The 11,642-nt window shown below is 44.4% G+C and carries 10 protein-coding genes; 8 read left to right on the top strand and 2 right to left on the bottom strand.

Annotated features, from left to right (window positions below; all coding sequences use genetic code 11):
- The first annotated feature begins 17 nt into the window (after positions 1-17).
- From AC5WJX_RS08245 to AC5WJX_RS08215, 7 genes are all read left to right on the top strand, one after another.
- Positions 18-734 carry a phosphoadenylyl-sulfate reductase gene (locus AC5WJX_RS08245; protein WP_494484138.1) on the top strand — a complete coding sequence of 239 codons (717 nt, stop codon included), beginning with the start codon at positions 18-20 and terminating at the stop codon, positions 732-734.
- A gap of 9 nt (positions 735-743) precedes the next feature.
- Entirely contained in the window at positions 744-1,634 is an 891-nt protein-coding gene (gene cysD / locus AC5WJX_RS08240; protein ID WP_440431575.1) for a sulfate adenylyltransferase subunit CysD, read from the top strand.
- Positions 1,634-2,884 (top strand): sulfate adenylyltransferase subunit 1, encoded by a 1,251-nt coding sequence (locus tag AC5WJX_RS08235; protein ID WP_494484137.1) that lies wholly within the window; start codon positions 1,634-1,636, stop codon positions 2,882-2,884. The genes cysD and AC5WJX_RS08235 overlap by 1 nt, the downstream gene beginning before the upstream one ends.
- Before the next feature lie 95 nt (positions 2,885-2,979).
- A complete protein-coding gene (locus AC5WJX_RS08230) occupies positions 2,980-5,271 on the top strand; it encodes a GH92 family glycosyl hydrolase (protein WP_494484136.1) in 2,292 nt (763 codons plus the stop codon).
- Between the two features lie 6 nt (positions 5,272-5,277).
- On the top strand, positions 5,278-6,585 hold the full coding sequence (locus AC5WJX_RS08225; RefSeq protein ID WP_494484135.1) for a M28 family metallopeptidase: 1,308 nt from the start codon (positions 5,278-5,280) through the stop codon (positions 6,583-6,585).
- Positions 6,586-6,644: 59 nt separating this feature from the next.
- Positions 6,645-7,487: a transporter gene (locus tag AC5WJX_RS08220; RefSeq protein WP_494484134.1), complete on the top strand. Its 843-nt coding sequence runs from the start codon at positions 6,645-6,647 to the stop codon at positions 7,485-7,487.
- A gap of 15 nt (positions 7,488-7,502) precedes the next feature.
- Entirely contained in the window at positions 7,503-7,832 is a 330-nt protein-coding gene (locus tag AC5WJX_RS08215) for a hypothetical protein (RefSeq protein ID WP_494484133.1), read from the top strand.
- 146 nt (positions 7,833-7,978) lie between these two features.
- On the opposite strand, the gene AC5WJX_RS08210 is transcribed toward AC5WJX_RS08215, so the two are convergent.
- A complete protein-coding gene (locus AC5WJX_RS08210) occupies positions 7,979-8,383 on the bottom strand; it encodes a VOC family protein (RefSeq protein WP_440431588.1) in 405 nt (134 codons plus the stop codon).
- Between the two features lie 352 nt (positions 8,384-8,735).
- Between AC5WJX_RS08210 and AC5WJX_RS08205 the strand changes: the two genes are divergently transcribed.
- Positions 8,736-11,144 carry an ABC transporter permease gene (locus AC5WJX_RS08205; protein WP_494484132.1) on the top strand — a complete coding sequence of 803 codons (2,409 nt, stop codon included), beginning with the start codon at positions 8,736-8,738 and terminating at the stop codon, positions 11,142-11,144.
- Positions 11,145-11,266: 122 nt separating this feature from the next.
- Here AC5WJX_RS08205 and AC5WJX_RS08200 read toward each other — a convergent pair whose 3' ends face one another.
- Entirely contained in the window at positions 11,267-11,635 is a 369-nt protein-coding gene (locus AC5WJX_RS08200; RefSeq protein WP_494484131.1) for a cupin domain-containing protein, read from the bottom strand.
- Between the last annotated feature and the right edge of the window lie 7 nt (positions 11,636-11,642).

Raw genomic sequence — 11,642 nt, 5'->3', positions numbered from 1 at the left:
TTTTAAAGCATTTTAAAATGGATTTTTCAACAACACTAAAAGACAAAATACTAGACGCAACGCCTGTAGAGACCTTGCAGGCTATTGCTGCGGCCTACCCTGGTAAGGTCGTGTTTTCAACCAGCTTTGGCTGGGAAGATCAGGTGATCACCGATATGATCTTCCGAAATAACATTCCTATAGAGGTTTTTACGCTGGAGACGGGCCGGCTGTTTACAGAAACCTACTATGTGTGGAACCGTACCCTGGAGATGTATCAAAAGCCTATTCTGGCCTACTATCCTAATCAGGAACTGCTGGAGGATATGGTGAGCAAAAAAGGGCCAAACAGCTTTTATGAATCTGTAGAGAACCGTAAGCAATGCTGCGGCATTCGTAAACTGGAGCCATTAAAACGCGCTTTGTGGGGGAATGAGGTTTGGATCACAGGCATCCGGGCAGAACAGTCACTAAACCGGCATGACATGAGCGCCATAGAATGGGATGAGCAGAACCAGCTCATCAAATATCACCCCATCTTCAGCTGGTCGCTGGAGGAGGTAAAAACTTATATCAAAGAAAATAACATTCCGTATAACCCTTTGCACGACCGCGGCTTTCCCAGTATTGGTTGTGCACCATGCACGCGTGCGGTACAGCCCGGTGAAGATTTCCGCGCCGGAAGGTGGTGGTGGGAGGATTCCTCCAAAAGAGAATGCGGATTACATACGCACAATGAAGTCGTAGAGAAATAGAGAATAACAATGGATTACTTAGATCATTTAGAAGCTGAAGCGATATACATCTTACGCGAAGTGGCGGGGCAGTTTGAGAAACCTGCCTTACTGTTTTCTGGCGGAAAGGATTCAATTACACTGGTACACCTGGCCCAAAAGGCTTTCAGACCGGGCAAATTCCCCTTTCCACTGGTACATATTGATACCGGACATAATTTTCCTGAAACCATCAGCTACCGTGATGAGATGGTCGAACGGATTAATGAAAAGCTGATCGTTGGCTATGTTCAGGACTCCATCAACCAAGGTAAGGTCGTAGAGCAACGAGGTAAAAATGCCAGCCGCAATGCCTTGCAAACCGTAACGCTGTTGGATGTGATTGAGAAATATCAGTTTGATGCCTGCATCGGCGGCGCGCGGCGCGATGAGGAGAAAGCACGTGCTAAAGAGCGCATCTTTTCCGTGCGTGATGAATTTGGGCAGTGGGATCCGAAGTTACAGCGCCCTGAGTTGTGGAGCTTGTATAACGGCAAGATCCATAAGGGGGAAAACGTACGTGTGTTCCCAATCAGCAACTGGACGGAGCTCGACGTCTGGAATTACATCAAACGTGAGCAAATACCGCTACCAAGCATTTACTTCTCGCATAAGCGGCAGGTGATCACACGTAACGGTCAGCTGATGGCTGCTGCAGAATACTTGAATATGGACGAAGAGGATATTATTACTACCAGATCAGTGCGTTTCCGTACGGTTGGGGATATGACCTGCACGGCTGCGGTAGAATCAGAAGCTTACCTGATCGATGATATCATTGAAGAGATCAGCAGCTCGAAAATTAGTGAAAGAGGAGCCCGGATGGACGATAAAGTGTCTGAGGCAGCCATGGAAGACAGAAAAAAAGGAGGATACTTTTAATGGATATTTTAAGATTTATTACTGCAGGAAGTGTAGATGACGGTAAAAGCACCTTGATCGGTCGTTTGTTGTACGACAGTGGCTCCATTCTAGCCGATCAGCTGGAAGCACTTCATTCCTCCAACAGGAAAAATGATGATGGCACCATTGACCTTGCCATCCTTACCGATGGACTGAAAGCGGAGCGCGAACAAGGTATCACGATCGATGTTGCTTACAAGTATTTTCAAACGGATAAAAGAAAATTCATCATTGCCGATGCACCCGGACATATTCAGTACACCCGGAACATGGTTACCGGAGCATCTAACTCGGAATTGGCAATCATCCTGATCGATGCACGGAACGGGGTTTCAGAGCAGACCATTCGCCACTCCTTCCTGGTTTCACTGCTTGCGCTACCCCATGTGGTGGTCTGCATCAACAAGATGGATATGGTTGATTATAGTGAGGCAGTGTTCAATGACATCAAAAAAGCATATCTGGAGATCGCTGGGAAGCTGAATTTGGAGGAAGTCACCTTTATTCCGGTGAGTGCTTTGAAAGGCGACAACATCGTCAATGAATCGAACGCAATGTCCTGGTACAAGGGCAAAAGTTTACTGCACCACCTGGAGACTGTTCCCGTGACTGCAAAGGCGCCATTTGAATATGGGCGTATGCCGGTGCAGTGGGTCATCCGGCCACAAACGGAAGCGTTGCACGACTACAGAGGATATGCTGGCAGGCTGGTAAGTGGCACTTTCAAAGTCAATGATCAGGTTGTGGTCCAGCCATCCGGCTTTAGCACCAGCATCAGCCGCATTGAGTTTGCAGAACAGCAGCTGGATTCCGCAGAAAAAGGAATGTCGGTGACGTTGCATCTAAAAGATAACATCGATGTAAGCAGGGGCGATATGCTCGTAGCGGCAGGCCGGGAACCTGTAGTCTCCAAGAAGATTGAAGCAGATTTTTGTTGGATGGATTCACGCCCGCTGGATACTTCAGTGATGTACCTCGTGCAGCATCATAGTAAGCATACCAAGTGTAAGGTTCAGGAAATCCGTTACAAAGTCAACATCAGCAATCTGGAGAAATATCCTGCAGAAGATTTTAAGCTGAATGATATTGGAAGAGTGGTCATTAAAACCGCGGATCCAATCGCATTTGACCGTTACGAGGAGAGTCCTTCCAACGGCGGTGCGATTTTGATTGATCCACGGACAAATTTGACGGTAGGCGCTTTGCTATTCCGGCGGGCGGTAGATTAAACATGCTTTGTCACAACATTTCTATAGCTTTCCTGTGAGAAATGCAGCCGATAAAATTATTTTTACGGCATCACAATCAATGTAGAAGACAAAGCATGAAAAAACTATTCGTTGCACTGGCAGTAATCCTGAGTTCAACCGCTGTCCAGGCACAAAAACAACCGTACCAATATGTTAAACCAATTATTGGTACCGCAAAGATGGGGCACACTTATCCTGGAGCCACCGTCCCTTTTGGTGCTGTTCAGTTGAGTCCGGACACAGATACCTTGTCGTACGAAATGAACGGCAAGTATAATCCAGACATGTACCGCTACTGCGCAGGTTATCAGTATGCTGATAAAACCATTGTAGGCTTTTCTCATACGCATTTTAGCGGCACCGGTCATTCGGATCTGGGTGACTTCCTGATCATGCCGACCACTGGAAAACTACAGCTAAACCCAGGCACCGCCGATCATCCGGAGAATGGCTACCGCTCTGCTTTCTCGCATGATAATGAGGTCGCGGAAGCGAACTATTACAAGGTAAAGCTGGATGATCATAACATCGTAGCTGAAATGACCACGAGTCCGCGCGTTGGCTTTCACCAATATACCTTCCCAAAATCAGACCAGTCGCACATCATTCTCGATCTGATGGCCGGTATTTACAACTACGACGATAAGAATGTCTGGACCTACGTGCATGTGGTAAATGATACCCTAGTTACGGGATATCGCCAGACTTCAGGCTGGGCTAGAACCAGAACGGTCTACTTCGCCATGACCTTCTCCAAGCCATTTACGGAATATGGACAGAAGAATTATGACGACAAGCAGGTTTATAGAGGCTTCTGGGGCAAATGGAACCAGACCAAAAACTTCCCGGAAATGGCAGGAAAGCGTATGCGGACTTACTTTGACTTCAAAACCACAGAAGGTGAGCAGGTGAAGATCAAGTTCGCGATCTCTCCGGTAAGCCAGGAAAATGCCTTGCTGAATATGCAGACCGAAATTCCAGGTTGGGATTTCGAAAAGGTGAAGAAGGATGGGCAGCAGAGTTGGAATAAAGAGTTGAACAAAATTGCAGTAAACACCCTTAATGATGATGATAAGGTGAACTTCTATACCGCCATGTATCATACGTTCATCAATCCTACGGTGTACAACGATGTAAACAAAGATTATCGCGGATTAGATCAGAACAACCATAAAGCGGCTGATTTCGACAACTATACCACCTTCTCTTTATGGGACACCTTCAGGGCCTTACATCCATTCTTTAACATCGTACAGCAAAAGCGAAGCGCTGATATGGTGTCATCTATGATGGCCCATTATGATCAGAGCGCATGGAAAATGCTGCCGATCTGGTCGCATTATGCAAATGAGAACTGGTGTATGAGCGGCTACCACAGCGTTTCCGTAGTTGCAGATGCAATCGTGAAAGGCATATACAAAGGTGATCCAAATGCCGCTTTAGCTGCCTGTGTGGCGACTGCTAAAAAGCGCGATTATGAGGGCATAGGCGCATACATGGATCTTGGTTATGTTCCGGCAGATGTCAACGGAACCTCGGTTTCAAACACCCTGGAATATGCTTACGACGACTGGTGCATTGCTCAGCTTGCAAAGAAATTAAACAACACCGAAGTCTACAACGAATTCATGAAACGCGCCGAAAACTGGAGGAACGTTTATGATAAGCAGTCAGACTTTATGCGTCCGCGTTTGAAAGATGGTTCCTTCAAGAAAGAATTTGATGTGTTAAGCACCCATGGTCAGGGCTTTATTGAAGGTAATGCATGGAACTACAGTCTTTATGTGCCACACAATCCGGAGGAGCTGATCAAACTTCGTGGTGGAAAAGCACGTTTTTCTAAACACCTGGATTCATTGTTTACCATGCACCTGCCGGATGAATTTTTCGCGCATACAGAAGACATCACCAGAGAAGGGATTATTGGCAACTATGTACACGGCAACGAACCTGCACACCATGCAGCTTACCTATACAACTACACCTCAACCCCCTGGAAAACACAGGACCGGGTAAGAATGATCCTGAAGAAAATGTACGGACCAACTGCTGATGGTTTAGGTGGTAATGACGACTGCGGACAAATGAGTGCCTGGTTCATCTTCAGCTCACTTGGATTTTACCCAATGGCGCCTGGTTCAACAACTTATGAACTCGGTAGCCCGGCCGTGGTGAATGCAAGCATCAATCTGGAAAACGGAAAGACCTTCAGGGTAAAAACCAGAAACCAAAGCAACAAGAATGTGTATGTTTCCAAAGTGCTCCTGAATGGCAAAGTACTTGACCGCAGAACATTGAACCATGATGAGATCATGAATGGCGGACAGATTGAGTTCTTCATGTCTGCGAAGCCGACCACGAAATAGACCATTGTGATCAATTTAAAAAGGCACCTGAAAAGGTTTCTGCTTGCAATACCGCTGTGGTGTTGCGGGCAGACACTGCTTGCTCAGGATATTGAATATGCAAGATCGGTCGTGAAAACCCTGGCATCCCCAGCCTATAAAGGCCGGGGATACTTTGGAGATGGTGCAAAAAAAGCATCTGAATTCATTGCAGGGGAGTTTAAGAAAGCTGGGGTGATTCCTTTGAATCAAGGCTCCTATTTTCAGAACTTCAACCTCTCCGTGAACACCTTTCCAGGTAAGGTAGAGGTCTCGTTGGTTGGCCATAAACTGGTCACCGCAAAAGATTATTTAGTTGATGCAAGCAGTCCGGCCTGTTCGGGCAGTTTCCGCGTATACCCAATACTTCGCGCGGACCTTGAAAATGCCTCCAGGCTCCTGGAAGTATTAAACGAAGTGGGAGAGCAATTTCTGTTGGTGGATAACCGGAGCGTTTCAGAGGAAACTGCGGAACAAACATCCGCCATTTCGCAGCACCTGGAAGCGCTGAAGGGCGATCCTTCTTTGAAGTTAAAAGGTCTGATCATTTACAGCAGGGACAAACTCACTTGGACCACGCTTACCGAGCAAGGACCAAGGTTTGTACTGCAGGTAAATAAAGCTGATCTCAACCCGGCTAAATTAACGCGTATTGACATCGATGTGGAGGCCATGCTTATTCCGGAATACCAGACGCGCAATGTGGCAGGCATGATCAAGGGTAGTTCTGGATTGGACTCTACCGTTGTAATTACCGCACATTTCGACCATTTAGGTATGCTAGGAAAGGATGTTTATTTTCCTGGTGCCAACGACAATGCGAGCGGGGTATCCATGATGCTCAGCTTTGTTAAACAGTTCTCTAAAAAGCAGCCTAAGTACAATACCGTGTTTCTTGGTTTTTCGGGGGAAGAAATTGGTATTCTCGGGTCGAAAGCCTTTGTTGAAAATCCGCTAATTGATCTTAAGAAGATTAAATTTCTGGTAAACTTTGATCTTGCAGGCACCGGTGAGGAAGGAATTAAAGTGGTTAATGCAACCATTCACAAAGACAAGTTTCAGCAACTTGTGGCGCTAAATACAGCGAATAAGCTGTTGAAAAAAGTAGAACCGAGGGGCGAGGCATGTAATAGTGATCACTGCTGGTTTCACGAACAAGGCGTGCCTTCATTTTTCATCTATACGCAGGGTGGTATATCCGCCTACCACGATATCTATGATTGTGCAGAAACACTTCCACTAACTGCTTTTGTACCGTTCTTCAAGCTAATGAATAGATTCTTTGAGCAGTTATAACGCCTAAACAGACTGCACAAGGCCAAGTAAAACAACTTTAGCAAAGTAGGGTTATTGGAATGATGAAGCATTTCAAGATCCTACTTTGTTCGTTTTTCACCCTTGCCAGCGTTGCCGGCTTTGCCCAACAAGTAAAAACAGGCAAGTACACTTTATTAAATCCGGTTCCCAAAGCGCAGATGCGGGAAATGGCAACGGACCGCCTAGGAATTGCGGAAACACCTAAAACCGTAGATGCGGGTCACGTACAGTATGAAACTGCTCTATTCAGTTATGGCATTGAACGCGCAGAAGGTGTAAAAACAAAAACATTTACCTTCAATGCGCTTGACTTTCATGTAGGTCTTACCAGTTCGACAGCACTGCAATTAATGCTAAATACTTATATGATTGAAAATGCGCAGGAGCAGCGTACAGCCAAAAAATCGAGAGATGCAGGGATTGGCGATCTAACATTCCGATTAAAACAGAACTTTCGCGGCAATGACGCTGGAAATTTCTCCATTGCCTTGTTGCCATACTTTACATTACCGACCGCAAAAAATGCCAATAACAACAAGGTAGAAGCAGGGCTTCTGTTGCCTATGGAACTTAAGCTACCTGCGGATTGGACGCTCGGTTTACAGCTTGAAATCGATCGCCTGAAAGACAAAGACAAGAATGCCCTTCATACGGAGGTATTGCAGGCAATTAGTCTTAGTCAACATGTAATTAAAGATCTTGATGGTATTGCTGAAACTTACCAGACCTATGAATTTAAGAAGCACCAGTGGACAAATTTCGTGAATGCAGCGTTGCAGTATGCGGTAAATTCAAACTGCAAGTTTGATGCAGGTTTAAGCTATGGTTTGCAACATGATGCACAACGATCCTTCTTTTTAGGGCTTGCTTATCGTCTATAATACTATATTGCTGCTATGAAGTACTGGGCTATTACTTTTTCGAAGCTACCTGCAGATGCGATGGCGTTATATCCTTTCATGATCTTTAAAAAGCAGGTACTCCAAAGTAGTCAGGTGATTATCAATCATGAAAAGGTGCATTTCAGACAGCAGCAGGAATTGCTGATCATCTTCTTTTATCCACTTTATTTCCTGCACTATCTGATCAATCTGGTTAAATATCGAAATCATTACAGCGCTTATCGTCAGATTTGTTTCGAGAAGGAAGCTTATTCCAATGAAGGTGACTTTGAATATTTGAAGCACAGAAAGCCCTATGCATGGTTGAAGTATTTGAGAGAATAAGCTACTTTCACAGGTCAGAAAAAATCATTTCCATAGCTATATAATTTCTCAACTTATCTCATTAATAATGCAATCTATTAATGAGATAAATTGAGCTGGCTGTACTTCAGCCGGAGTACAACTACACCGCATCATATGTTATTTTCTTAGTTTTTGGATCTCTTGATTGCTTCCTCAGTAAGGGGGCTGAAGAAATTCACAAGGTTTCCATCCGGGTCACGAAACAACAGGGATTTATTTCCCCAAGGCATCAACGTCGGCTCTTGGATAAGGTAAGTTTTTAGAAAGTCACCGAGCCTTCTGTACACATCATCTACATCTTGCACCCTAAATTCTATGATTGCTGTTCGGTTTTGGGCCGCTTTTGCGACTTCCTCGGCTCCGAAAAACTGTAAGGTTTTAGTACTTCCGATTGCCAGAGTCACGGAGTTGGTTTGCAATTCGGCAAAATCATCCGTGTATTGCAAAGCGCTCATTGCAGTTACTTGCTCATAAAAATTTACCAGCCCTTTGACATCTTCTGTAATAATTCTAATCGAAACGAGATTCATAATCCTAATTTTTGTTTGTTAATATAATGACCATTGCGAGTACAAAGATTAGATTGGGTTATGACAACAGTATGTCAGAAGTACTGAACCTTTTTTCTTTCATCTGAATATTTTGGAAGGATCAGTTTGTATGGCTAAAACTTAAATTAGATGTCTTAACCATAACAGCCGATCGCGGCTTCGCATCCTACCTTGCTGATGGGAACACGCTTTTGAATGAGTGATGCATACAATTCGCTTGATATGAACCTGTTTTTCGTTCATATATGAACATCAGCACTGTTCAATTTCGAACAGCTGCACCAAGAAGTATCCCTCAAACGTCATTCAACACCGCTATTTGCAATGGCACATGCTTTGGTCCCCCACAAGAAAGCCAATCGTCATGTTACAGCATCATTTTTTATTATTCTACAGGAACTTTAAAAAACATCGAAGCTCATTTTTCATCAACTTGATTGGACTATCTGCCGGGCTGTCTTGTTCAATCCTGATTTACTTATGGGTAGTTGATGAAACCCGCATGGATAGATTTCATGAAAAAGCTGCGCAGCTGTACCAGGTGATGGAAAACAGCGAGACTGCAGCTGCCATCAATACCACTGATGGAACATCAGCGCCACTGGCGGAAGCCCTGAAGAAAGAATTTCCTGAAGTAGAAGATGCTGTAATGGCGTCCCCAACCCACTGGCTCGGGGACTCAAAGATTTCCATCAAGGGGAACAATAACATCAAAGCCAGGGGCAAGTTTGCCGGGCCCGATTTCTTCAAAATATTTTCCTATCCTGTAGTCAGTGGTAATGTTAATCTTATGCTTACAGGATTAAACAAGATTGTCATTTCCGAAAGCCTGGCAATTAAACTTTTTAAATCCACCAATGTACTTGGCAAAGCGCTTACCTGGAGGAATGGAGATGTGGAAAAAGAAAACCATGCACTAATCTCTGGCGTATTCAAAGATACACCTTCAGCCTCTTCTGATCAGTTTGATTTTCTGGTAACACAAGAGCTCTTCTTGCAAACTGCTCCGAATTATCTTAAATGGGGCAATGTAGGACCCAATACCTTTATCGTCCTGAAAAAAGGAACCGATGTAAATGCATTCAACCATAAGATTGAAGATTTTATGCTAACAAAAGGACAACAGCATAGAACGTTATTCATCAGGCCCTTCGCCGAGGGCTATCTATACAATAGTTATGAAAACGGCAAGTTAACCGGTGGAAGAATTGAGTACGTGAGGCTCTTCAGTCTGATTGCGGTCTTTATCCTCGTGATCGCCTGCATCAATTTCATGAACCTTTCCACTGCTAAAGCTTCCAGAAGGATGAAAGAAGTTGGTATCAAGAAAGTAATGGGGGCTCGTAGGGAATCATTAATGATGCAATTCATGGCTGAATCTATGATGCTCACATTCTTGTCCTTATTTATTGCCCTAGTTACGGTTGAGATGTTACTTCCCTGGTTCAACAACATCATCGATAAACAGCTGGCTTTAACCTCCAGCTGGACAATGATATGGTCTTTAGTTGGCATTACCATCTGTACAGGGTTAATCTCTGGTAGTTATCCTGCGATTTATCTTTCAGGTTTTAACCCTGCCGATGCTTTGAAAGGGAAATTGAGTCAGACAGCAGCAACACTTTTTACCCGGAAGGGATTGGTTGTTTTTCAATTCACGCTTTCGGTGGTCCTGATTGTCGCAGTCTTCGTAATCTATAAACAAATAGAATACGTGCAATCGAAAAACCTGGGCTTTAACAAAGAAAATGTCTTGTATTTTGAAGCCGATGGGCGGGTAAAGACAAGTGTGAACCAAACCTTATCCATGATCAAAAAAATTCCTGGGGTGGTTAATGCCTCTAGCATGGACAGAAATTTTCTCGGGGACCTAAGCTTCACCTTTGGTGACTTTTCCTGGGAAGGCAGGGATCCTGAAGAAGTGATTAAATTTCAACGAGCACAGGTAAATGCAGACTTAATAGAAACGCTGGGCATTGAAATGGCGGAGGGGAGAAGTTTTTCCACAAAATTCGGTTCCGATACTTCTAAAATGATCATAAACGAAGCGGGCATCAGGGCTATGCGTTTAAGAAATCCAATAGGGAAGATCTTTACGTTGTGGGGGAAAGAATACCAGATCATTGGAGTTGTTAAAGACTTCCATTTTGAGTCACTTCATGTTGCTGTTCAGCCAATGTTCTTCAGGTTCAAACCGGAGCAGACCAATAGAATTATGGTAAAGATCAGAGCAGGTAAAGAACAATCTGCCATTTCCGCGCTTCAGCATTTTTACGAGCAATACAATCCAGGATATGCCTTGGACTACAAATTTTTAGATCAGGATTACCAGGCCCAGTATGTTTCAGAAAATAGGGTAGGCTTACTCTCCAGGTATTTTGCGGTGCTGGCGATTCTGATCTCTTGTTTAGGGCTATTTGGCCTTGCCGCATTTACTGCTGAGCGGAAACTCAAGGAAATCGGCATCAGGAAGGTCTTGGGGGCAAGTGAATTAAATATCATTTACACCCTGTCTAAAGATTTTACGATTCCCGTGGTGGTGGCGATTGTTATTGCGCTTCCGATCAGCTATGTGCTGACCACCTATTGGCTGAATTCTTTTGCCTATCGAATTGATCTGCAATTGTGGTATTTCGTTGCGGCAGGGGTCCTGGCATTAATCATCTCCTGGATCACGGTTAGCATGCAGGCCATAAAGGCGGCACATGTCGACCCCATAAAATGCTTAAAACAGGAATAACCTTAACGGTTTCCTCCACGATATTCTTCATCTGTCACTTTGTGCAGCCAGGTTACAATACCCTTTTCTGTTTTCGGAAGAATATACATTTGCATCATGCCCGAATCAAAACCTGCACCATGCTAGTGTTCTACATTGGGTGGACATTGCACGACATCACCTTTTTTAAGTGTTTGTTTAGGTTGTCCTTTAATCTGGTGGTAGCCGACCCCATCTGTAATGATCAGGATCTGTCCAGCAGGATGTCTATGCCAGTTACTTCTTGCGCCCGCTTCGAAATAAACATTTCCGATAACGGTGTTATAAACACTGTCATTAGCTACAATGCCGATGTTCCATGCCTTGCCCGTAAAGTTCTCAGCTGGTCCTAACTCACCTTTTGGAAATATGAAATTAAGCTCATTTTTGGGCTGTTTGCTGTTGGTCTGCCCTATACAACTAGTGCTAAACGCTGCCAGCAGGGTGATGGTCGTTATTAGTAATGATTTCATCTGAGTT

The sequence above is a fragment of the Pedobacter sp. NEAU-ZC8 genome (assembly GCF_059278965.1).
Note: the sequence above shows the minus strand (reverse complement) of the source record. Positions and strands in the feature narration are given on the sequence as shown.